Annotated in this window: 20 protein-coding genes and 1 pseudogene; 3 read left to right on the top strand and 18 right to left on the bottom strand. The window is 41.7% G+C overall.

The annotated features are described in order from the left end of the window. Positions 1 to 488: 488 nt before the first annotated feature. A complete protein-coding gene (locus PHA78_RS03535; RefSeq protein ID WP_050572102.1) occupies positions 489 to 782 on the bottom strand; it encodes an SSU0592/SSU0593 family protein in 294 nt (97 codons plus the stop codon). A gap of 903 nt (positions 783 to 1,685) precedes the next feature. Beyond that, complete coding sequence (locus PHA78_RS03530) at positions 1,686 to 2,390, bottom strand: glucosamine-6-phosphate deaminase (RefSeq protein ID WP_024378249.1); 705 nt, start codon at positions 2,388 to 2,390, stop codon at positions 1,686 to 1,688. Positions 2,391 to 2,738: 348 nt separating this feature from the next. Between PHA78_RS03530 and queA the strand changes: the two genes are divergently transcribed. Beyond that, the gene (queA, locus tag PHA78_RS03525) at positions 2,739 to 3,767 is read left to right on the top strand and encodes a tRNA preQ1(34) S-adenosylmethionine ribosyltransferase-isomerase QueA (protein ID WP_002941714.1); all 1,029 of its coding nucleotides are present in this window, start codon (positions 2,739 to 2,741) and stop codon (positions 3,765 to 3,767) included. A gap of 63 nt (positions 3,768 to 3,830) precedes the next feature. After that, positions 3,831 to 4,304, top strand: coding sequence for an arginine repressor (locus PHA78_RS03520; RefSeq protein WP_002941715.1), 474 nt, complete (start codon positions 3,831 to 3,833; stop codon positions 4,302 to 4,304). Between the two features lie 324 nt (positions 4,305 to 4,628). On the opposite strand, the gene PHA78_RS03515 is transcribed toward PHA78_RS03520, so the two are convergent. The 16 genes and pseudogenes from PHA78_RS03515 to PHA78_RS03440 form a co-directional block, all read right to left on the bottom strand. Then, positions 4,629 to 5,969 carry a dipeptidase gene (locus PHA78_RS03515; RefSeq protein ID WP_272158458.1) on the bottom strand — a complete coding sequence of 447 codons (1,341 nt, stop codon included), beginning with the start codon at positions 5,967 to 5,969 and terminating at the stop codon, positions 4,629 to 4,631. A gap of 115 nt (positions 5,970 to 6,084) precedes the next feature. Continuing rightward, positions 6,085 to 7,590 carry a YfcC family protein gene (locus PHA78_RS03510; protein WP_172012833.1) on the bottom strand — a complete coding sequence of 502 codons (1,506 nt, stop codon included), beginning with the start codon at positions 7,588 to 7,590 and terminating at the stop codon, positions 6,085 to 6,087. A 488-nt stretch (positions 7,591 to 8,078) separates the two neighbouring features. Beyond that, entirely contained in the window at positions 8,079 to 9,026 is a 948-nt protein-coding gene (arcC, locus tag PHA78_RS03505) for a carbamate kinase (protein ID WP_002941719.1), read from the bottom strand. Between the two features lie 117 nt (positions 9,027 to 9,143). Further along, the gene (gene argF, locus PHA78_RS03500; protein ID WP_002941720.1) at positions 9,144 to 10,157 is read right to left on the bottom strand and encodes an ornithine carbamoyltransferase; all 1,014 of its coding nucleotides are present in this window, start codon (positions 10,155 to 10,157) and stop codon (positions 9,144 to 9,146) included. 18 nt (positions 10,158 to 10,175) lie between these two features. Next, the gene (locus PHA78_RS03495) at positions 10,176 to 10,616 is read right to left on the bottom strand and encodes a GNAT family N-acetyltransferase (protein WP_002941721.1); all 441 of its coding nucleotides are present in this window, start codon (positions 10,614 to 10,616) and stop codon (positions 10,176 to 10,178) included. Next, a complete protein-coding gene (gene arcA / locus PHA78_RS03490) occupies positions 10,616 to 11,845 on the bottom strand; it encodes an arginine deiminase (protein WP_029694239.1) in 1,230 nt (409 codons plus the stop codon). The genes PHA78_RS03495 and arcA overlap by 1 nt, the downstream gene beginning before the upstream one ends. A gap of 261 nt (positions 11,846 to 12,106) precedes the next feature. Next, complete coding sequence (locus tag PHA78_RS03485; RefSeq protein ID WP_024377168.1) at positions 12,107 to 12,802, bottom strand: Crp/Fnr family transcriptional regulator; 696 nt, start codon at positions 12,800 to 12,802, stop codon at positions 12,107 to 12,109. Between the two features lie 129 nt (positions 12,803 to 12,931). Beyond that, positions 12,932 to 13,843 carry a DNA-binding protein WhiA gene (gene whiA / locus PHA78_RS03480; RefSeq protein ID WP_272158457.1) on the bottom strand — a complete coding sequence of 304 codons (912 nt, stop codon included), beginning with the start codon at positions 13,841 to 13,843 and terminating at the stop codon, positions 12,932 to 12,934. Beyond that, a complete protein-coding gene (locus PHA78_RS03475; protein WP_024399077.1) occupies positions 13,840 to 14,814 on the bottom strand; it encodes a YvcK family protein in 975 nt (324 codons plus the stop codon). Before PHA78_RS03475 ends, whiA begins: the two co-directional genes overlap by 4 nt. Next, entirely contained in the window at positions 14,811 to 15,698 is an 888-nt protein-coding gene (rapZ, locus tag PHA78_RS03470; protein WP_024378988.1) for an RNase adapter RapZ, read from the bottom strand. Before rapZ ends, PHA78_RS03475 begins: the two co-directional genes overlap by 4 nt. 21 nt (positions 15,699 to 15,719) lie before the next feature. Continuing rightward, positions 15,720 to 16,097: a RidA family protein gene (locus PHA78_RS03465; RefSeq protein WP_002937263.1), complete on the bottom strand. Its 378-nt coding sequence runs from the start codon at positions 16,095 to 16,097 to the stop codon at positions 15,720 to 15,722. Between the two features lie 50 nt (positions 16,098 to 16,147). Continuing rightward, positions 16,148 to 16,993 (bottom strand): annotated as a pseudogene (locus PHA78_RS03460) (MATE family efflux transporter); the annotation flags it as partial. Between the two features lie 197 nt (positions 16,994 to 17,190). Further along, positions 17,191 to 17,790, bottom strand: coding sequence for an MATE family efflux transporter (locus PHA78_RS03455; protein ID WP_272158456.1), 600 nt, complete (start codon positions 17,788 to 17,790; stop codon positions 17,191 to 17,193). A gap of 103 nt (positions 17,791 to 17,893) precedes the next feature. Next, positions 17,894 to 19,240 (bottom strand): asparagine--tRNA ligase, encoded by a 1,347-nt coding sequence (gene asnS, locus PHA78_RS03450; RefSeq protein ID WP_002941729.1) that lies wholly within the window; start codon positions 19,238 to 19,240, stop codon positions 17,894 to 17,896. A gap of 14 nt (positions 19,241 to 19,254) precedes the next feature. Further along, positions 19,255 to 20,436, bottom strand: coding sequence for a pyridoxal phosphate-dependent aminotransferase (locus PHA78_RS03445; RefSeq protein WP_272158455.1), 1,182 nt, complete (start codon positions 20,434 to 20,436; stop codon positions 19,255 to 19,257). Beyond that, a complete protein-coding gene (locus PHA78_RS03440) occupies positions 20,433 to 20,930 on the bottom strand; it encodes a cell wall elongation regulator TseB-like domain-containing protein (protein WP_024415987.1) in 498 nt (165 codons plus the stop codon). Before PHA78_RS03440 ends, PHA78_RS03445 begins: the two co-directional genes overlap by 4 nt. A gap of 213 nt (positions 20,931 to 21,143) precedes the next feature. Between PHA78_RS03440 and PHA78_RS03435 the strand changes: the two genes are divergently transcribed. After that, entirely contained in the window at positions 21,144 to 21,593 is a 450-nt protein-coding gene (locus PHA78_RS03435; RefSeq protein WP_024415988.1) for a MarR family winged helix-turn-helix transcriptional regulator, read from the top strand. The last annotated feature ends 50 nt before the right edge of the window (positions 21,594 to 21,643 follow it).

Raw genomic sequence — 21,643 nt, 5'->3', positions numbered from 1 at the left:
AATTACTTTAAATACAATGTCTAGTCAATCTTGACTTACTTCGAACTCATTCCATTCATTAAATGATTAATTTTAAATCAACCTACATTTTACCATAATTTTGTCAATTTATTTCTTTTTTCACTAAAAAATACAAGAATATACCTGTTACACAAAGCCTGTATTTTTTTATCAATGCAATATAAAAAGTTTAGAACAATTACATCCTAAACTTTTCACTCTTTAATTTATCTAAGAAAAATTACAACCGAGACTCAAGAAATATGGAATTCGTGTCAACATCTCATTCGCAAAAAATGTTTAAAACCCTCTATTTTCATAGAGGGCATACTATTTTGAGTGATAGTATTAAAGTTATGAATGTATAGATGAAAAAGATTTTTAAGAGGGTAATATATAGAAAATTAAATAATTTAAGAAAGTTAGTGAAGTATGAAGGATTTTCAAATTAATTGACTAAATATTACAAGATTATAACTCTAGATTACTTATTTAACTTTACACCAAGTTAATCCCACAGAACAACATAATGCATTCCACAATTTTTGTACACCTCCCCAAAATGAACCAAACCATGATGATTTTTGTACAGAAGGAGCCATTTGAGTCACAGGTGGGTTGATAGGCTCTAAATGTTGAACACCTTGACCAAAAGGTTGGGTTGATTCTTTCAGCTCTAGAAGTACTTCGTCACGTTGCTCAAAACCAACTGGTGAATGAAGTCGTTGCTCTGCATTTACAACTGCACCACCTGCAGTGGTCATTAGCACTGCAAGTGCCATAGCACATGCGCCAACTTTATACTTACGTTTTGTTACAATGAGAGTGGGAACTCGACTAGTTAAAAAAGAGTTCGTCAACAAGTCCTTATTTCCAGTTGTTGAGCTGAAACAGTCTATTCCCAGACATCAATTTATGTGAGCTGACTGCCGTCAGCTTATATCTCCCACTTTAAAAGGTCTCCCAGACCTTTTAAACTCCCACCCCCGTATAGCTCCAAAGGTTCGGGGAACCTTTGGAGGTTGGAGATATAGCGAACGAAGTTCGCAACAGTCGTTAAGTCAGAGTAGTGACTGTTAGAGGTTGGAAATGAAGCGAACTCTGTTCGCATCAGTCGTAATGGTCAGATTTGGAGTGTAAAACACGAACAAATCTGCCAATCAACCACTGCGCTGAGATGTTGACACGAACTCTGAGTAGTGGTCCTGGGCTTTTTGCCCAGCCTCCTCCTTTGTATAGATATTTGCTTCCTCCTATCGGAAACGTAGTAACAGTATAGCACAAAAAAATAACTCAAAAACCAACTTTAGAAAAAGATTATATAAAAACCATAAAACTACCTAAAAAAAATGAAAACGTTATACAAAACGTAGAGAAAATGATACTATTTTGCCCATTTCACTTGTTCCTATCAATTTTCAACATGATAAAGGACAGCAATTTAGTAGTACCTCTTGTCGAAATTTTCTCTCACATCCAACTTAATGTTATAATCCATTCAATATATAACAACTGATATTGATTATCAGAATAGCAAAAGGCATGCCCTTAAAAATATAAGTTACATGCCTTTTCACAATTTTTGTCAAATTCATAATGGAAAAAGAACCTAGATTCATTCAGACATTATACTTATTGCACTGTTACAACCAACTTTATGTCTAAGAATAATCGTTTACAACATACTACACTAATTTACTTGCTGCTGCTTGGTCGAGGATAAGGATGACATTGTCGTGGTTTTGGAGGACGCTTGCTGGGACATCTTCTGTCACTGCTCCTTCCACAGTCGCCTTAATCGCGTCAGCTTTTTCAGGACCATAGGCCATGAGAACAATGGTTTTGGCTGCCATAATGTTGGCGATGCCCATGGAGATAGCTTGTTTTGGCACATCTTCTGGATTGTCAAAGAAGCGCGCATTGGCTTCAATGGTTGATGGCGCCAATTCAACCAGATGGGTTTGACCATCAAATGGAGCACCTGGTTCGTTGAAACCGATATGGCCGTTGCGACCGATACCCAAAATTTGGAAATCGACCGGATGTTCAGCCAAAATTTTATTGTAACGTTCTGTTTCAGCAACTACATCTGTCGCCAAACCATTCGGTAAATAAGATTGTTTAAACGGTTTAGCATTGAAAAGATTTTCCTTCATAAAATGAATATAGGATTGGTCGCTCTCCTCACCTAGACCAACATACTCATCCAAGTTTACAGATGTCACATCCGAAAAGTCTAAATCCGACTCACGAATCAATCTGTAAAATTCTAACGGACTGGAGCCTGTTGCCAAACCTAATACCTTGGCACCTCCGTTCAATTTTTCTCTCAAAATGTCTAATGCTACAGTTGCTCCTTCAACTTGATTGTTTACTACATGAATTTTCATAACACACCTCTTTGGTCTATACCATTTATTGTTTTTTCTTTATTATATGGTATAGACCAATTTTTGTCAAGAATTTATACTTATAGAGTATTACATCAGCACGAATAATTTTAATTCTCTTCCCATCCATCAAGACTTAAGTGTCTAACTATGATATAATACATTTATGACAGATGTGCTTTTTTACTTATTTTTTATTGGTATTCTGTTCTGCCTTACTGGCTATTTTATTTCTAAATCAAAGGTCCTAAAGTTTATTTTCTACCTGATTGGTAGTCTATTGGTGGCTTTGCCATTTGCCCTATTGATTTATTTTACCTATATTTTATTTTAGTCTAAGGAGTGAATATGAATACTGCAGATTTTGATTTTGATTTACCCGAAGAGCTTATCGCTCAAGTTCCCCTTGAAAAGCGCGACAGCTCTAAACTATTGATCCTCGACCGCGAAAAACGGAGCATGGTTGACAGTCACTTTGACCATATCATCGACCAACTAAATCCCGGTGATGCTCTGGTCATGAACAATACACGTGTTCTGCCTGCCCGTCTCTATGGCTACAAGCCTGAAACTATGGGACATGTTGAGCTTTTGCTTTTGAAAAATACCCAAGGTGATCAGTGGGAAGTTCTTGCCAAACCAGCAAAACGTCTGAAGGTCGGTACCACAGTTGCTTTTGGTGACGGACGATTAACTGCTACTATCGTAGAGGAATTAGAACACGGTGGAAGAATAGTTGAATTCTCCTATGAAGGTATCTTCCTTGAAGTCTTGGAAAGTCTAGGCGAAATGCCACTTCCACCTTACATTCATGAGAAATTAGAAGACCGTGAACGCTATCAAACAGTTTATGCCAAGGAAAACGGTTCTGCCGCAGCTCCAACTGCTGGACTACATTTCACCCAAGAATTACTCGAAAAAATCGAAGCTAAAGGAGTGAAACTAGTCTATCTGACTCTTCACGTTGGGCTTGGGACCTTCCGACCAGTCTCTGTTGATAACGTTGATGAGCATGAAATGCACTCGGAATTCTATAATCTATCAGCAGAAGCTGCTCAAACCCTCAATCAGGTCAAAGGTAGCGGTGGTCGTATCGTCGCAGTCGGCACTACATCCATCCGCACCCTCGAAACCATCGGTAATAAATTTGATGGCCGTTTGGAAGCTGATTCTGGTTGGACAAATATCTTCATCAAACCTGGCTACACCTTCCGAATCGTTGATGCCTTCTCAACCAATTTCCACCTGCCAAAATCTACTTTGGTTATGCTAGTTTCTGCCTTTGCAGGTAGAGAATTTACCTTAGATGCCTATAAACATGCTGTTGAAGAACGCTACCGCTTCTTTAGTTTTGGGGATGCAATGTTTATTCAATAGGCTGTTATCACCAATTTATTCTGAGTTCAGATTTTATTTTCCTTACATCTCAAGGAGGGCCCTATGAACAAGATTGAAAGCCGCCATCAGCTGATCCTGTCTCTAATCATGGAGAAGAAAATACATACCCAGCAGGAATTGCAAGAATTACTAGAGGTCAACGGAGTCTCCGTCACCCAATCTACCCTCTCCCGTGACATCAAGATGCTCAATCTTGTCAAAGTCAACGAAGATGATTCTTCTCACTATGTCATCAACCCCATTGCTCCTACTCGCTGGGAAAAACGACTGCGACTCTATATGGAAGATGCTTTGGTCATGCTAAAACCTATCCAACATCAAGTGGTGCTCAAGACCCTACCTGGATTGGCCAACTCATTCGGTTCTATTTTGGATGCCATGGAGATTCCTCAAATTGTAGCGACCGTCTGCGGTGACGATGTCTGTCTCATCATTTGTGAAGATGTCGAGGGGGCACAAGCTTGCTTCGAGCACTTGAAACAGTTTACTCCACCATTTTTCTTTAGTAAATTATAAAAATTTTTGTTCACAAACAACATACTTAATTTTAAAGATAATTTTTCAAATAAATATCAATAACTTCCCTTTATACTCATAAACGAAAATATAACATGTACGCATTTTATTGTAGAATAGTCTAATTTGACTTATTCTATATGCAGATGGGGTCTATTTCTAAAACAGCATATAATAAGTCACACTTTCATATATTTTGTACACTTCTTGTAAACAGTGACACATTTCTATCTCATCTTTCAATGTTATTCTTCATAAGAAAAGCTCTTAGATATTTCACTAAGAGCTTTTAAACTGTAATTTACTATTCAATACTGATAATGGCTATTCCGCAGCTAGGCGATAGACTGCCTCAGCATAAATATCCATTGTTTTATATAAGTCTTCTAATGGCATGCGTTCATTTTCCTGATGCTCTGTTTGTTCTGTATCTGGGAAACATGCACCAAAGGCCACACAGTTTGGCATGGTACGAGCAAAGGTAGCCCCACCTGACGAGATTGGCTCGCTTGTCAAATCTCCTGTCTTATCTTGATAAACAGACATGAGCGTAGATACCAGCTGGCTGTCTAATGGCACATACAAGTAAGCAAGGTAGTCGTACTCTTCATAGGTCAAACCACATGATTGCGCTTTGGCTTGTAAAGTAGAAACTAGGGCTTCTTTATCCGCAGTAACAGGAATACGAATGTCCAAGCGAATTTCTGATTTTTTTGCGCTAATGGTTAGGCCTGCAATATTGAAACTGAGTGTCCCTGATGGTTCATCAGTCACATCACCCAAAAGCTTAAATCCTGTGGCATCTTCACCAACTGCATTGACGATAAAGTCCAAGGCTGGATGATTTTCGAAATGTTCCAAAGCCTTGGCCAAACGAACGATGGCATTGACCCCCTCAGCAGCATCCTTGGCGTGCCGCGAAATACCAAGAACCGTTACTTGATCATCTTTGGTTTCATAATCAAAGCCTAATTGATCTAATTCCGCAATAACTCCTGCTAATAAATGACCGGAATAGCTTGCCTTGGCAGGTACTACGTTATAGGCAGTTCCCGCTTCGATACTCAGACAAGGGTGACCTGGACCATGCAATTTGGCCTGCAGCAATCCTTTTTCAGCATAAGTCAAAGGGAAGGAAGAATCTGGCGCAAAGCCCATAGTTGCTACTTCTTCCAACTGATTGTAGCGGTTCATACACCGCCATAAGGTCTCTTCATCTGTTCCAAAAATGAAACGAATCCGTTTGTTAAATTGGACTCCCGCATCAAGAAGTGCTTTTACTGCAAATAAGGCCGCCATCGAAGGACCTTTATCATCCTGAACCCCGCGTCCAATAATGTAATCTCCCTCTACCACAGCCTCAAAAGGCGGCGTCTGCCATTGACTAAGATCACCAGCAGGTACCACATCTAAGTGGCAAAGGATTGCTAATAATTCTTCGCCTTGCCCAATTTCAGCATAGCCATAATAGCCAGCAGGGTCTAGATAGGTTTTAAACCCCATTTTCTCCGTCATGGCTAAAGTATGTTCCAGTACATCCTGAATTGCTTGACCAAATGGTGTATCTGCCTGATGTTCTTGCAAAACAGAAGGAAAAGCAACCAGTTCCTTAATCGCCTCTACACAAGCCTCTTGATGCTGTGCTTGAATAAAACTTGTTTCCATTGTTTCTCCTTTCAACAGATTAAAATATAGTTCTTTCTGTTTTCATTCTATCACAAATGGAAAAACTGAGCCAAATTTATCTGTATTCATGATAAAATCTGACCCAGAATTTCGATTAGAAGAATGTCGCAATGACAAGAATAGCAATTGATGCAAGTACAATAGCTGCAATCAATTTACCTACAAATTTATACCAAGTTCCGATTTCAACACGACCTAAAGCCAAGGCACCCATTACAATACCTGAGGTTGGTGCAACCAAGTTAAGTACACCTGAAGCTGCTTGGAAGGCTGTGATAATCAAGTGTGCTGGCACATTAACAAATTCTCCAAGAGGTGCCATGATACCCATAGATGCCCCTGCAAGACCAGATGTGGATGGAATCAAGAAGGACATTGGCAGGTAGAAGAGATAGGTCAAGATGATGAAGACTTGTGAAGACAGACCTTGCAAGCCAACTTCACCCCAATGCAGAATAGTCGCTGTAATCATACCGTCATTCATGATGACTTGAATACCACGTGCCACCGCACAGATAAGGGCAACACTGAGCAAGTCTGCCGCACCATTCATAAAGGCTTTTACCAGACGTGCTTCATCCATGCCATAGACAATACCGACCAAGACACCAGCAAAGGCAAAGAGCATAGCTCCTTCAGGGAAATACCACCAGCCAAATGGATAGGCTGAACTACCAATCACCTGACCGATTCCTGGCAAGCCAAGTAACCAGGTGTTAAAATCTGCAAAGACAGAAACACCCAAGTCTTCCCAAGGAATAAAGCTACAAATCATGACTACAAAAGTCAATACGAAGACCCAAAGGACACGTTTTTGAGCAGGCGTTAAGACAGCATTGACTTCTTCATTTGATGTGTTGACATTAAAGTGAGCCATATCTGCTTCACGTTGTTTGTAAACGAGGGATTTAGTTGGGTCGTTTTTTACTTTTTCAGCATAGTTGGCAACGAACCACACACCCAGACCCAAAATAACGATAAAGAAGATAATCCGCCATATCATACCATCGGCCAAGGAAACCCCTGCTGCATCCGAAGCCACACCTGTCGCAAATGGGTTTACAGTCGAAGCCAAACAGCCGATTTGAGAACCCAACAAGATAATAGCAACACCTGTAATACTATCAAAACCAACTGCCATCATAACAGGAACTAGGAGTGGGAAGAAAGCCATGGTTTCCTCACCCATACCGTAGGTAGAACCGCCCAAGGCAAACAAAGGCATGAGAATGTAAATCAGCATTTTCTCGCGACCCTTGAAGCGTTTCACAATGGAGGCAATCCCCACATCAAGCGCACCAGTTTCATTGACCACGCCTAAGAAAGAACCAACCATCAGAATAAAGAAGGCAACGTCAATAGCCTTACTAGTGTCGCCATGACCCAACATAGCACGGACAGGTGCCATCAGAATATCCCAAATTCCCTGCGGATTTTGAGCCACTGCTTGATAGGTGCCTGTGATAAATTTTCCAGCTTCGTCTTTTTCATACTGACCTGCTGGAATAACCCATGTCATCACTGCCATAAAGGCAATAATGAGCATCAAAATAGAATACGATGAAGGCATTTTAAAGCCTTTTTTCACTTTTTCGCTCATCGCAAAAACCTCCTATAATATTTTTTGAACGCAACCTGGATTGACAAGTAAAGTACTTTATATAAGAAATAGTTTTTCGCTCATCAAGGTAGTTTTTAAAGAAATACTGAAAAACTAACGATGAATAGCTCAACAACTAGTCTTAGATGAAAGTCCTGAACTGGGAATACAGGTTCTAAATCCCCTATTTAAGGGAAATTGTATCCGTAATAACCGTATCAAATATCCACCTATCTTCAAGAGATGTCTATCTCCTTCAGTCTATTATCTGAAATCATTGCTTATAGATAGATACTTGATAGGAAATGGATGAGAGGGGAGGGAGCTTAGACGCCCAGACCTTCATGTTTAGATTAAAGGGAACCCTTGTAGGACTATCAACATTCCCACTCCCCTAACTCCATCAATAAATAACCCGTCTAGTTTAAAAACTATATTTGCATGTAGAGTACATCAATAAAGAGAAGTCTCAACGAACATACAGCTGCTTAGCCTTTGACAATGATAGTGCCGCTATCGGATTCAATCAAAGCGCCTAAGTTTTCTAATGAGGTAATGACTGCTTTTGATTGCGGCTTATTGTTTACAAAAGCAATAGCTGCTTCAACTTTCGGTAGCATGGAACCTGGTGCGAATTGATTTTGTTTGATATATTCTTCCAATTCAGCTACGGTAACTGTTTCTAATTTTTCTTGGTCTGGTTTGTTGTAGTTAACAAAGACATAGTCTACACCGGTCAAGACGATAAACAAGTCTGCGTCAACCAATTCTGCCAAACATTGAGAAGCAAAGTCCTTATCGATAACTGCTTCCACACCGGTCAGGGTGCCATCTGCTTCTTGGACAACTGGAATACCTCCGCCTCCAGCAGCTACGACTACCTCACCTGCATTGAGAAGGGTACGAATGGTACCAATTTCTTTGATTCCTACAGGTTTTGGCGAAGCAACGACTTTGCGCCAGCCACGACCGGCATCTTCTTTGAAGGTTGCACCAGTCTTTTCTGCTTCTGCTTTCGCTTCTTCTTCTGTATAGAATGGTCCAATCGGCTTGGTCAAATTTTCGAAGGCGGGATCATTCTTATCCACGATAACCTGGGTCACAACAGATGCTACATCTTTTTCAATGCCTTCCTTGAGCAATTCATTTTCCAAGGCATTTTGCAACCAGAAACCAATCGAACCTTCTGTCATGGCTACCAAACTGTCTAGTGGAAAAGCTGGGTTCTTTTCCGAATCAGCAGCAAGGTTTTGAAGAAGTAAGTTTCCAACCTGAGGACCATTACCATGCGTGATAATAAGGTCATCCCCATTTTTTATCAATTTTACAAGGTGCTTGGCTGTTTGTACCAAGGCCTCTTTTTGTGCTTTAGCCGATGGGTCGGACGATAAAATAGCATTGCCACCCAAGGCTACTACAATTTTACGATTTGCCATATCTCTTGCTTTTTCCTCACTTTCGCGAAATAGTAATCGCTTACACATCTATCCTCAAAATATGGGGGCTGGGTGTCAGCCCCCGGAGGTTGCGATGCGTTATTAGATCGTTAATTATTACACACGTGGAACAAATGGATCCCCTAAAGTAGCCGCCATCACTGCTTTAATAGTGTGCATACGGTTTTCAGCTTGGTCGAAGTGACGAGCATATTTGCTACGGAATACTTCGTCTGTTACTTCCATTTCTTCTACGCCAAATTTTTCAGCGACATCTTTACCATAAACAGTGTTTGTATCATGGAAGGCAGGCAAGCAGTGCAAGAAGATGAGATTTTCATTTTCTGCTTTTTTCACCAATTCCATATTCACTTGGTATGGTTTCAAGAGGGCAACGCGTTCAGCAAATTTATCTTCTTCACCCATTGATACCCAAACGTCTGTATAGAGAACATCTGCGCCTTTGACTGCTTCATCAGCATTGTCAGTGATAAGAACACGCGCTCCGCTTTCTTTGGCAAAGCCTTCTGCCAATGCCACAACAGTTTCATCAGGGAAGAGTTCTTTTGGAGAGAAGATATGGACATTGACACCAAGGATAGCACCTGTCACCAATAGAGAGTTGGCAACGTTGTTACGGCCATCACCACAGTAAACCAGAGTCAAGCCTTCCAACTTGCCAAAGTTTTCTTTGACAGTCAAGTAGTCCGCCAACATTTGAGTTGGGTGCCATGCATCTGTCAAACCATTCCATACTGGCACACCAGAGAATTCTGCCAATTCTTCCACCATTTTTTGACTGAAACCACGGAATTCAATACCGTCGAACATACGTCCCAAAACTTTAGCAGTATCTTCTGTAGATTCTTTCTTACCAAGTTGGATGTCATTTGCACCAAGATATTCTGGATGGGCACCAAGGTCAATAGATGCTACTGTGAAGGCAGCTCGAGTACGTGTTGATGTTTTTTCAAACAAGAGGGCAATATTTTTACCTTCCAAATAACGGTGTGGAATATTGCGTTTTTTCAAATCTTTCAAATGAGCTGAGAAATCAATCAACCATTCCAATTCTGCGCGTGTGAAATCTTTCTCTGCAAGAAAATGTCTACCTTTAAATACGTTTGTCATTGTCTCTTCTCCTAATGTTTAAATAAATTTTGTCAATGTCTGGCACCATTCTCCATCTTCTTGATAAACTTCAGAAGTTGCTTGGTAGCCAACTGACTCATAAAAAGTCTTTGCAGTTAACTCCGAATGTATATTCAACTGATGAAAGCCTGCTTCACGTGCATAAGCTTCCAAAGAGCTGATAATCATTTTTCCATAGCCTTTTCCACGAAAATTCGGTAGAGTGGCTATTCGGGTTAGACGAGCTTGACCAGGACCGACAGGAAGAAAACGTCCCGTTGAAACAGGCTCTTCACCAATAAAGAGATTGGCGTAAACTCTTCCTTCCGTATCATTCTGGTCAAATTCATCTTCCTTTGCAATACCACGCTCAAGGACAAATACCTTATAGCGGACATAGATAGAGGCTGCGCGTTGCCATTCTTCCGAACCGATTGTTGTTCGTTCTATACTCGGCATTAGATGTCTTCACGTTCAAACGGCATTGACATACAACGAGGTCCACCACGACCACGAACCAATTCACTTCCGCCAATCTTAATCAAACGAAGCCCTTTGGACTCGAGGATAGCATTGGTAATCGTATTGCGTTTGTAAACAACTACCACACCTGGTGCAATAGTCAATGTATTTGAACCATCATTCCATTGCTCACGACCAGCAGCAACCATATCACCGCCACCACAACGAATCAATTCTACTTTTTCAAGACCAAGGTTCGCAGCCAAAAGTTCTGCCAAGTCACCATGTTCTTCTTCAATATGAAGCGTATCATTTTCATAGGTTACAGAGAAGACACGAAGGTCACCTTCAATTTCTGGGTGGATAGTAAACTTATCATAGTCAACCATGGTAAATACTGTATCCAAATGCATGAATTTACGGTTGTTAGCAAATTCGAATGCCAATACTTTCTTGAAGCCAACATGCTGTTCAAAGATATTTACCAATAGTTTTTCAATTGATGCAGCATCGGTACGTTGTGAAATACCTACTGCCAAAACATCTTTTGAAAGAACCAATTCGTCACCACCCTCTATACGAGTAGTTGCTTCACGATTGTAAACCAATGGAACTTTTCCACCATATTCTGGGTGATGGGTGAAGATATATTTACCATACAAGGTTTCACGGTTCCGTGTTTCTGAATACATGTGGTTAAGAGAAACAGCATTACCAATCGTAGCAAATGGATCCCGTGTGAAGTAAAGGTTTGGCATTGGGTCTATTGCAAATGGGTAAGAGGATTCAACCAAATCTGTCAAACCTTTTTCTTCAGAAGGGATTTCTGGCAATTCTGCCTTTTGAACACCAGCCATCGTTTTCTCAACCAGTTCTTGATTATCTTCAATAGACATCAACAACTTGCGAATTGCCTTCTTAGTCGCCCGACCACGAATGTTAGCTTCTTCGAGATATTCATCAATAAATTGTTCACGAATTTCAGGTGTAACAAGTGACTCAGCAGCTAATTTTTCCAAGTAGAGTACTTCGACACCTTCATCACGAAGAGCTTGAGCAAATGCATCATGCTCTTTCTGTGCATCTTCTAAGAATGGAATATCATCGAAGAGTAGGCGTTCTAGGTAGTCAGGCATCAGGTTTTCAATTTCCTTACCTGGTCTGTGTAACATAACTTTTTTCAGCTTACCAATTTCTGAAAAAACATGAATTGGATGGTTTGACATGATCTGTCCTCCTTGTAGATTTATACATGATGGGAAACGAGGAGGACCGTACGCTTTCCTGCCTCTCATTTCCTCTTTACATCCATAGTTTAACAGAGCAAAAAAACAAAAACTTGAAAACGCTCGCATTTATGTTGAGAAATTCTTCACATTTTCAACCTTATTTATAAATAATTATCGATTATATCGCCTATATTATGCATAATTCTTTCTATTATATCATTATGTGAATTTTTATTTTTTTATAAAAAAACAGAAACTTCAGTGAGTTTCTGTCAAATTTTCTAAGAAATAATCAATATCTAAATAAGTTAACTGTTTATGGCTATAAGCAATTTTACCATCCTGTTTCAGTTGCTTCAAAACATGGCTAACCGTTTCCCGTGTCGTAGCTGCTAAACGCGAAATCTCCTGAATATGAATTTCAAACGGTAAGGTAACAAACTGATCGCGCTGGCACATATCCCAATAAAGAAGAGCCAGGGCTTGAACGACTCGATCTGATGCCTTGGAACGCATCGCATTTCGCAAGCGCAACTCTTGAAAACGAAGCACTTTGGATAATTTTTGACAGATATAGACCATTTGACTAGGATTTATCTTCGACAAGGTTTCAAACAAGACCATCGGCACAATAAAATACTCTAGGTCCGTTATGGCAATGGCAGTATAATGATAAGGTTTATCCTGAAACATATCTCCAAAAGGAAAAGCACCGCCCTGCCGAATATAGTCTAAATACGTAAAACTATCCGTCTCATCATATTGCTCAATCCGAGCATAGCCCTTATACAATACAAATAGATAATCTCTAGGATCCTCTGCGTAAAAAAAGATTTGTCCCTTAGGAATCTTTCGAAAACGAATATGCTTAGCTAATTGATCGAAACTTTCCCTTGAGAAGTTTTCAAACGCAGGATGGTTTCGAAGAAAGTTGTATTGTTCGTTCGTAATCATCACTCTCTCCATTCTAATCAAAGTATTTCTCTACACATTCTAACATATATTAAGATATAATTCTAATAATATTCCGTAATTTCATATAATAATCTAAAAAACCAGCCCACAAGGAACTGGTTCTAAGTATTATAATTCATCCGCAATCTTATTGATTTTCCGCAAACGATGGTTGACACCACTTTTAGTGATCGGTACCGTTAGACTATCCGCCAATTGCTGAATGGAATAGTCTGGATGCTGAATTCGCAACTGGGCAATCTCCTGCAAGTCACCTGACAACTGATCTAGACCGATAGTATCCATAATTTTGATAATATTATTGATTGTTTTCATACTAGCATTGACCGTCTTTGCAATATTAGCGGCTTCCGCATTTGTAGCCCGATTTAGGTCATTGCGAGCCTCACGAAGCAATTTAACATTCTCAAATTCTGTCTTTGCCTCTTCTGCTCCAATCACCAAAAGAAAATCCATAATGTCCTCTGCACGTTGCAGATAGGTAATGGTTCCCTTACTTCGCTCAATGACTTTGGCATCCAAAAGAAATTTCTGCATCAGATTGGCCAGGTCATTGGCATGGTCACTATAGACAGAAGCTATTTCAAGCTGGTATTTTCCCTTTTCAGGATCCTTAACAGAGCCTGCCGCTAAAAATGCTCCACGAAGATAGGCTTGACTCCACGAATCATTTTCCAAAACCAAGGGAGAAATCCCCGTCTCTAATCCAAAGAAGCTATCAGCCAAATGCAAATCGTTCAATATCTCATTCACGCCGTCTTCTATCAAAACTGCATACACACGATTCTTTTTGAGATTAGGTTTTTGATGATGGCGAATCTCAGCCTTAATCTGGTAGAAATGGAGTAACAGTTCATAAATGTGACGGGCAATCTTTGCATTTTCCGTGCTGATAGAAAGAGTCAAACCTGATGAAGCTAAGCCCAAGCTACCTGATAATTTGATAATAGCAGATAGCTCGCTCTTATTTGAGCTAGACTGAAGCAGCAATTCTTCCTTTACTTGTACTGTAAAACTCATGGCCGCACCTGCAAAATCTTGAGCAACTCTTCTACCACCAAGTCACCATCATGGAAAGCTCCGCCATTTTTCAAACGAAGAAAATTCGAAGAAATCACACGATTAGCCTGTTTTTGCAAACCTGCAAAATCGTGTTTTACCTGTACCAAGTATTCATCAAACTGGTTGCTATTCATATACTCTTGTGGAACTGGCTCAATATTGACCAAAACTGTATCAATGAATTGTTCAGCTAGGTGTGCATTAAGAACCGCCACATGGTCTGCATCTGAGAAAAACTCAGTCTCTCCCCGTTGGGTCATAATGTTGCACACATAGGTCACTTCAGCCTTGGTTTCTTTTAGGGCTTTGCCAATGTCAGAAATCATCAGATTCGGCAAGATTGAGGTAAAAAGAGAACCCGGTCCAAGTACAATCATGTCACTTTCCATAATCGTTTCAACTACCTGGCGACTGGCTTTCGGTTCATCATCGTTATAAGAATTTGTCACATAGACATGATCAATCATCCCATTATGCTTGGAAATCTTGCTCTCACCTGCTACCTCGGTCCCATCTGTAAAAATAGCATGAAGGGTCAAGGCCTGTTCGCTAGATGGATAAATCCGTCCTGTCGTATGGAAAAAGCGCGTCAACAACCTCATCGCATTGTAGGTTGAACCCTGCATCTCAGAAATACCAGCGATTATTAAGTTTCCCAGTGGATGCCCCGCCAAAGGTCCATCTGAATCCGCAAAACGATACTGGAAAATTTGTTCATAAAGTTTGGGCATATCCGACATAGCCAATAGGACGTTACGCAAATCACCTGGAGGGGTCACCTGCAAAGCCTGACGGATTTCCCCCGAAGATCCTCCGTCATCAGCTACCGTCACGATAGCGGTAATCTCTACATCCTTATCCCGCAAACTCTTCAAGATGACTGGAATACCAGTCCCGCCCCCGATAACTGTAATTTTTGGTTTTCTCATGAGCGGTTGACCGTCTCCTTCCGTCTGTCCTTATCACGATGACTACGATTGACAATCCAGTTTTTCTCCAAATCATCTGCCAAGCGTTTAGCAAAGGCTACGCTTCTATGTTGACCGCCCGTGCAACCAACAGCAATGGTCAGTACAGACTTCCCTTCCTTCTGATAACCTGGCAGAATTGGCTCTATCAAGCCGAGCAAATGACTATAAAACTCTTCTGATTCCTGATGGTCCATAACATAGTCAAAGACGGGAGCATCCAGACCAGTCAGATTTCGTAATTCTTTCTGATAATAAGGATTTGGCAAGAAACGCACATCAAAGACCAAGTCCGCATCCAGAGGCAGACCATATTTGAAACCAAAAGACATGACTTCCACACGGAAGGATGGTTGGTTGTCCTGACTAGCAAACTGCTCTGAGATTGCCTTACGGAGATTACGAGGTGTCAGCTCTGTCGTATCAATGACATTCTGACTCATATTTTTCAAGGGAGCCAAAAGTTCACGCTCAAGCTGTATCCCGTCCAAAACCCGACCATCAGCCGCCAAAGGATGGGAACGACGAGTTTCTTTATAGCGAGCAACCAATTCACTATCCGTCGCATCCAAGAATAGGACTTTAAAATCTAAATCCTCTGCCCCCTCAATCTCATCCAACACCTCTCGAATCTCCGAGAAGAAGGAGCGACTCCGCATATCTACAACAAGAGCAATCTTATTGTTATCCTGGCTGTGGCGAATCAATTCTAAAAATTTTGGCAAGAGAGTCGGCGGCATATTGTCAATGGTAAAATAGCCCAAATCTTCAAAAGACTGGATAGCTACCGTCTTACCAGCTCCCGACATCCCTGTCACAATCACTAAATGGAGTTTGTCCGACATGACATTCCCTCCTTTTCTCTTCTAATCAATAACTGCAATAACTTCAATCTCAACCTTAACATCACGTGGCAAACGTGCAACTTCTACCGCTGAACGAGCTGGAAAATCTGCTGAGAAAGCTGTTTTATAAACTTCATTAAAAGCTACAAAATCATTCATATCTTTTAGGAAACAAGTCGTCTTCACCACATGGTCAAAGTCTGTTCCTGCTTCTGATAAAATTGCTGCAATATTTTTCAAGACTTGCTCAGTCTGCTCCTGAATGGTTTCACCAACCACTTCACCAGTTTCAGGTGACAAAGGAACTTGACCAGAGGCAAATAGGAAATTTCCAACAACCTTCCCTTGAACGTATGGGCCAATTGCTGCAGGTGCCTTATCTGTGTGAATGGTTTTCATCTGATGATCTCCTTTTTATCTTTCTATTGATATTATACCAAAAAACTGACCTATTCAGCCAGTTTTCGTGTTTGTACAATAAATCTCCAAGTCAGAAAAATTGCTCGCAACAACAGGTCAATCAGAATCGACAGCCAGACCCCAGCGATTCCTAAACCCAGCAACTGACCCAAGACGACAACGCCTAAAACGCGCAGCCCCCACATCCCGACTGCTGTGGAGTAGAGTGGCGACTTGGTATCCCCCAAGCCCTGCAGAGCGCCAGCCATGATCAAAGAAACCGCCAGCCCCGGCTGGTTAAAAGCATCGATACGTAAAGCTGTGACGACTTGGCTGACAGCTTCTAAGTCTTTGGTAAATAGCAGAGCAAAACTTGGAGCTCCGAAAAATAAGACGATTCCCAGCAGGGACATGATGGCAACACCATAGGCAGAGCTAAGAAATGCGACCCGTCTAACTGTGAGGATGTCCCCCTTTCCCAAGGCTTGACCGATCAAAACCGCCGCCGCTGTCGCAAGACCATAGGCAGGCATATAGGTAAAACTCTCGATATTACCTGCAATCATATGAGAAGCATAGACAGTCGTCCCCAGCCCCACAATCAAACTGAAATAGACAACCTGTCCCAACCGCATAACCAAGCGTTCGGCTGCTGCAGGTAAGGTCAAATCCACCATTTCCTTAGGACTTCCCAAGTGGAACAGTTGCTTGAGATCAACTGCCAAGTCAGTCTGTTGCACCTTTCGGTAAAGCAAGACTGTACCAAGCAAGCGAGCTAAGACGGTTCCCAAGGCTGTCCCTACAATCCCCCAACCTGACCAAGAGCCAATACCAAAAATCAAGAAATAGTCCAAGACAACATTAAAACCATTGGTCAGTAAGCTCATTTTCATAGGGGTTGGGCAAAAAGCCTAGCACCACTTTTCAGAGTTCGTTTCAACATCTCAGCGCAGTGGTTGATTGGGTTTAACAGTCCAGTGGACTGTTAAAGGTTGGAGATAAGATTTGCGAAGCAAATCTCAGCAATTCGTGTTTTACACTCCAAATCTGACCTCTACGACTGAGGCGAACAGAGTTCGCTTCATCTCCAACCTCAAACTGTCCCCCAGACAGTTTGAGCTGTGCGGGGGTGGGAGTGAAACAGTCTGGGGATAGACTGTTTCAGGTCAACAACCAGAAATGATGAATTGTTGACGAACTCTTTTTTAACTAGTCGAGTTCTTTCCCACTCCCCAGATGCCCGCAGGATTGTTCCCAAAATAGTCATCAAGGCCTGAAAAATCGTCAAACCACCAACCCAGTAAAAAAAGGCCTGGGCGCCAGCCAAACTCTCCGCATCTGCTCCCATTAAGACCAGCATCTGCCTCCCGAAAACAAGCGACAGGAGACCAAATACCAAGCCGAATACGGTTGCTAAGACAGCCGCCTGACGCACCTGATAGGCCACCGCTTCCTTGTTTCCCGCACCAATCGAACGAGAAACCAAGGCAGTAGCCGCCACCCCCAAAGCTATGTAAACAGCCAAATAGACGTTGAGAATGGTGTTGGCCAAACCCACTGCCGTCACCGCTACTAGACCCAGTTGGGCAATCAAGAGGGTATCCACAAAACCAACCAAGGTCTGAAAGATATTTTCCACCGTAGCAGGCAGGGCTAGTTTGATAATACGTTTTCCTAAACTTTCTTGCTTCATTTTCCTCTCCACGATTTTATTTAGAATAATTATAAATAACATTCATTAAAAAAGCAAGAAAACAGACCACGTTTGTAGTCTGTTTGTATATCTATTGATTTGCTTATGGATGCAAGCGGTGCAACATACGTGGAAACGGAATGGCTTCACGGATGTGTTTTGTACCAGCAACGAAGGTTACCATACGCTCAATACCGATACCGAAACCGCCGTGTGGCACAGAGCCGTATTTACGCAGGTCAAGGTAGAATTCGTATTCTGACTTGTCCATACCAAGTTCGTCCATCTTGGCTACCAAAGCATCGTAGTTGTCCTCACGCATCGAACCACCGATAATTTCACCGTAGCCTTCTGGAGCCAAGAGGTCCGCACAAAGCACGCGCTCTGGATTACCTGGAACTGGCTTCATGTAGAAGGCCTTGAAGCTTGCTGGATAGTTAACAACGAAAGTCGGTACACCAAAGTAGTTTGAAATCCAAGTTTCATGAGGTGATCCAAAGTCATCACCATGCTCGATGTGTTCGTAGTCTGTATCTTCATCAGCTTCATGTTCTTGAAGAAGGGTAATGGCATCATCATAAGCCACACGTTTGAATGGCTCTGCAATGTAGCGTTTGAGAGCATCCACATCACGCTCAAGAGTTTCCAAGGCTTGTGGCGCACGGTCGATAACCCCTTGAATCAAGGCTTTGACATAAGCTTCTTGCAAGTCAAGTGACTCTTCATGGCTGAGGAATGAATACTCGGCATCCATCATCCAGAACTCAGTCAAGTGACGGCGAGTTTTTGATTTTTCCGCACGGAAAACAGGTCCAAAGTCGAAAACACGACCAAGGGCCATAGCACCGGCTTCAAGATAAAGCTGACCAGATTGGCTAAGGTAGGCAGGTTGACCAAAGTAGTCTGTTTCGAACAATTCTGTTGAATCTTCTGCCGCATTTCCAGACAAGATTGGGCTATCAAACTTGATAAAGCCATTCTTTTCAAAGAATTCATAAGTCGCATAGATGATGGCGTTACGGATTTGCTGGATAGCGACCTGTTTACGAGAACGCAACCAGAGATGACGGTTATCCATAAGGAAGTCCGTACCGTGTTCCTTTGGTGTGATTGGGTAATCTTGTGACTCACCGATCACTTCAAGGTCTGTCACATCCAACTCGTAACCAAACTTAGAACGCTCGTCTTCCTTGACAATCCCTGTCACATAGACAGACGTTTCTTGGCTGAGGCGTTTTGCTACATCAAACTTCTCCGTACCTGCTTCTTCACCGAATTTTTCGATGAAGTTTGGCTTGAAGGCAACTGCTTGGAAGAAGGCTGTTCCGTCACGCAATTGCAGGAAGGCTAACTTGCCCTTGCCTGATTTGTTGGCAACCCAGGCACCAATGGTCACTTCTTGACCGACGTAATCTTTGACTTGGTTAATGGTAATCAATTTTCTAGACATTATTTTTCCTCTTTTTATTTTTTCATAAACGTATGTAGGCGAGCCACTGCTTCTTTGAGTGTGCCCATATCGGTCGCATAGCTGAGGCGGATATTTTCAGGAGCTCCAAAACCTGCACCTGTTACCAAGGCTACCCCTACTTCTTCCAAGATAGCAGTGGTAAATTCAGTCACATCTGTGTAGCCCTTCATTTCCATAGCTTTTTTAACATTCGGGAAGAGATAGAAGGCGCCTTCTGGCTTAATCACTTCAAAACCTGGTACTTCTGCCAACAAGGGATAAATGGTATTGAGTCGCTCTTCAAAGGCCTGACGCATAGTTTCTACCGTATCTTGAGGACCTGTAAAGGCTTCAATGGCTGCATACTGAGCAGCGGTTGTTAGGTTTGACGTCGTTTGTCCGACAATCTTACTCATGGCCGCAATAATCTCAGGATTACCAACGGCAAATCCAACCCGCCAACCTGTCATGGCATAGGCTTTTGCCACACCATTGACCACAATAGTCTGCTGGCGAATGCTTTCTGAAATACTAGAAATCGGTGTGAAGGTATTACCGTTATAGACCAAACGGCCGTAAATATCATCTGCTAAGATGAGAATGTCGTGTTCCACAGCCCAGTTTCCAATTGCTTCCAATTCCTCACGACTGTATATCATGCCAGTCGGGTTGGACGGGCTGTTGAGCAAGAGGACCTTGGTCTTGTCTGTCCGAGCCGCTTCCAACTGGTCAACCGTTACCTTGAAATTATACTCTTCCGTCGCAGTGACAAAGACTGGCACGCCTTCGTTCATCTTAATCTGGTCAGCATAGGAAACCCAGTAAGGTGTTGGAATGAGAACCTCATCACCAGGATTGATAACCGCCGCAAAGAAGGCGTAGAGAACAAACTTGGCACCTGTGGCAAGAACAACTTGATTGCGTTCGATGGAGTAGCCGTAGAACTTCTCAAAATAAGTATTGACCGCGTCCTTCAATTCTGGCAGACCTGAAGCCACTGTGTAAAAGCTGGCCTCGCCATTTTCAATAGAACGAACCGCCGCTTCTTGAATATTCTTCGGTGTGACAAAGTCTGGCTCACCCAAGGTCAGCTCTAAAATATCACGTCCTTCTGCCTTCAGGGCTTTTGCACGCGCACCGGCTGCCAGCGTGACACTTTCTTCCATTTCTAAGACACGTTTTGATAGCTTGCTCATAAGCCCTCCTTCTTGATAAAATCTCCTGTTTCAAAATTTACTAAATAATAAGCTGTCCCAGATTTGACCTCCCAAATTGGTTTGTCATCCCTAAAACCTAGAATCACCCTATCAGCTGCTGACGCACCATTCTCTGTAGCGACTGCCTGCGCTTCTTCCTTAGAAATACCATTCGCCATTGGATAAACGTACACAGTATTTGTCTCTTCAGGAATGATAACCGCAATCATTTCCCCCTGACTCGTCTTTCCTTGCACGCTAAAGTATGTTTCTGTCCCGTTGTAGATAGAGACATCATCAACAACCTCCATATCCGTATAGTCTCGAGCTACAGAAATAGCGTGATTCTGCACATCAGAAAAAGGCTTAGCTGCAAGGTCCCAAATAACGAATATCGAAAAAGTCATGACACTTAGGAGTATAAAGGAACCAGCTATCAGCTGTCCCTTCTTCGTTGCCAATACTTCCAAAAGTTGAAAAATCTTTTTTTCCATAGTAGTCCTATTATACTACAAGTTAAAGCATATTTCCATTTTTTCCGTAATTGAATTGTGAATAAACTTTCATTCTCCTTCAGACAGAGAACGAATACAAGAACTGAGACCCACAGTTCAGCTCCTCTATGCTATATAAAGTACTTTCCCTATGAATATAGGATTTAACTTTTTTTGCTTGATAACCGAACTATTTATTGCTAAAATATTCTCATGAGAACTGTTGAACAATCTTTAAACGAGAACAAGCATGCACTTCACAGTCTAGTCGTCTTTCGCAGAGCAGCTAATACTATCACAAAAGCAGAATTAGAAACAATCAAAAAATACGGACTGACAGTTTGTCAGTTTGGAGTGATGGAGGCACTCTACAACAAAGGAAATCTGCGAATTCAAGACTTAATTGATAAATTATTAAGTACATCTGGCAACATGACTGTCGTTATAAAAAACATGATTCGAGATGGTTATATCTACAAGACTATCGATACAAATGACCGTCGTGCTTCCTTGATTGCTCTCACTCCACTTGGACGCGAAACCATTGAAAAAATCCTTCCAGAGCATTATGATCACGTTGGAAAGATTTTTTCTGTCCTTAGTTCAGAAGAACAAGACCAATTAGCCGAGATACTTAAAAAATTCAAGAATCAGCAGACCTAGGATTGCCAACAAAAGACAAATACGATATACTAAATTTATGTTTTTATGAA

It is taken from the genome of Streptococcus sp. HN38 (genome assembly GCF_028335765.1).
Taxonomy (GTDB): domain Bacteria; phylum Bacillota; class Bacilli; order Lactobacillales; family Streptococcaceae; genus Streptococcus; species Streptococcus suis_P.
Note: the sequence above shows the minus strand (reverse complement) of the source record. Positions and strands in the feature narration are given on the sequence as shown.

Excerpts from the sequence above, each read along its gene's own strand:
- PHA78_RS03535 (WP_050572102.1), bottom strand. The coding sequence starts at position 782 with ATGGCACTTGCAGTGCTAATGACCACTGCAGGTGGTGCAGTTGTAAAT.
- PHA78_RS03530 (WP_024378249.1), bottom strand. The coding sequence starts at position 2,390 with ATGAAAATTCATGTAGTAAACAATCAAGTTGAAGGAGCAACTGTAGCA.
- queA (WP_002941714.1), top strand. The coding sequence starts at position 2,739 with ATGAATACTGCAGATTTTGATTTTGATTTACCCGAAGAGCTTATCGCT.
- PHA78_RS03520 (WP_002941715.1), top strand. The coding sequence starts at position 3,831 with ATGAACAAGATTGAAAGCCGCCATCAGCTGATCCTGTCTCTAATCATG.
- PHA78_RS03515 (WP_272158458.1), bottom strand. The coding sequence starts at position 5,969 with ATGGAAACAAGTTTTATTCAAGCACAGCATCAAGAGGCTTGTGTAGAG.
- PHA78_RS03510 (WP_172012833.1), bottom strand. The coding sequence starts at position 7,590 with ATGAGCGAAAAAGTGAAAAAAGGCTTTAAAATGCCTTCATCGTATTCT.
- arcC (WP_002941719.1), bottom strand. The coding sequence starts at position 9,026 with ATGGCAAATCGTAAAATTGTAGTAGCCTTGGGTGGCAATGCTATTTTA.
- argF (WP_002941720.1), bottom strand. The coding sequence starts at position 10,157 with ATGACAAACGTATTTAAAGGTAGACATTTTCTTGCAGAGAAAGATTTC.
- PHA78_RS03495 (WP_002941721.1), bottom strand. The coding sequence starts at position 10,616 with ATGCCGAGTATAGAACGAACAACAATCGGTTCGGAAGAATGGCAACGC.
- arcA (WP_029694239.1), bottom strand. The coding sequence starts at position 11,845 with ATGTCAAACCATCCAATTCATGTTTTTTCAGAAATTGGTAAGCTGAAA.
- PHA78_RS03485 (WP_024377168.1), bottom strand. The coding sequence starts at position 12,802 with ATGATTACGAACGAACAATACAACTTTCTTCGAAACCATCCTGCGTTT.
- whiA (WP_272158457.1), bottom strand. The coding sequence starts at position 13,843 with ATGAGTTTTACAGTACAAGTAAAGGAAGAATTGCTGCTTCAGTCTAGC.
- PHA78_RS03475 (WP_024399077.1), bottom strand. The coding sequence starts at position 14,814 with ATGAGAAAACCAAAAATTACAGTTATCGGGGGCGGGACTGGTATTCCA.
- rapZ (WP_024378988.1), bottom strand. The coding sequence starts at position 15,698 with ATGTCGGACAAACTCCATTTAGTGATTGTGACAGGGATGTCGGGAGCT.
- PHA78_RS03465 (WP_002937263.1), bottom strand. The coding sequence starts at position 16,097 with ATGAAAACCATTCACACAGATAAGGCACCTGCAGCAATTGGCCCATAC.
- PHA78_RS03455 (WP_272158456.1), bottom strand. The coding sequence starts at position 17,790 with ATGAAGCAAGAAAGTTTAGGAAAACGTATTATCAAACTAGCCCTGCCT.
- asnS (WP_002941729.1), bottom strand. The coding sequence starts at position 19,240 with ATGTCTAGAAAATTGATTACCATTAACCAAGTCAAAGATTACGTCGGT.
- PHA78_RS03445 (WP_272158455.1), bottom strand. The coding sequence starts at position 20,436 with ATGAGCAAGCTATCAAAACGTGTCTTAGAAATGGAAGAAAGTGTCACG.
- PHA78_RS03440 (WP_024415987.1), bottom strand. The coding sequence starts at position 20,930 with ATGGAAAAAAAGATTTTTCAACTTTTGGAAGTATTGGCAACGAAGAAG.
- PHA78_RS03435 (WP_024415988.1), top strand. The coding sequence starts at position 21,144 with ATGAGAACTGTTGAACAATCTTTAAACGAGAACAAGCATGCACTTCAC.